This window comes from Acinetobacter sp. USHLN143 (assembly GCF_037145695.1).
GTDB classification, from domain to species: Bacteria; Pseudomonadota; Gammaproteobacteria; order Pseudomonadales; family Moraxellaceae; genus Acinetobacter; species Acinetobacter fasciculus.
This window is the reverse complement of record NZ_JBBCWZ010000360.1, coordinates 1-218: the sequence shown is the minus strand read 5'-3', so window position 1 is coordinate 218 and position 218 is coordinate 1. Positions and strand designations below refer to the sequence as shown.

Here is a 218-nt window from a genome sequence, read left to right as displayed (position 1 = left end):
TACACCTAACTGCTTCAATTTTAATTTAAGTCGTTTTGCAGTGGCTAAATCTCGGTTACCCCATACATAAGCAACAATTTCACCTGTTTCTCGATGATAGGCATAAATTAGCCATTGTTTATTTTGCTTATGACCAACAAAAGTCCAAAACTCATCTACTTCAAGGGTTTCATAATGACTTTGCTGTGCTCGAAGTTGATATTTTGATTGGCTAAGTG

General features: G+C 35.8%; 1 protein-coding gene. It reads right to left on the bottom strand.

All coding sequences use genetic code 11. The annotated features are described in order from the left end of the window. Positions 1 to 218 (bottom strand): IS1 family transposase (locus tag WFH18_RS18390; RefSeq protein ID WP_336755476.1); only part of this gene is annotated, 218 nt, incomplete at both ends.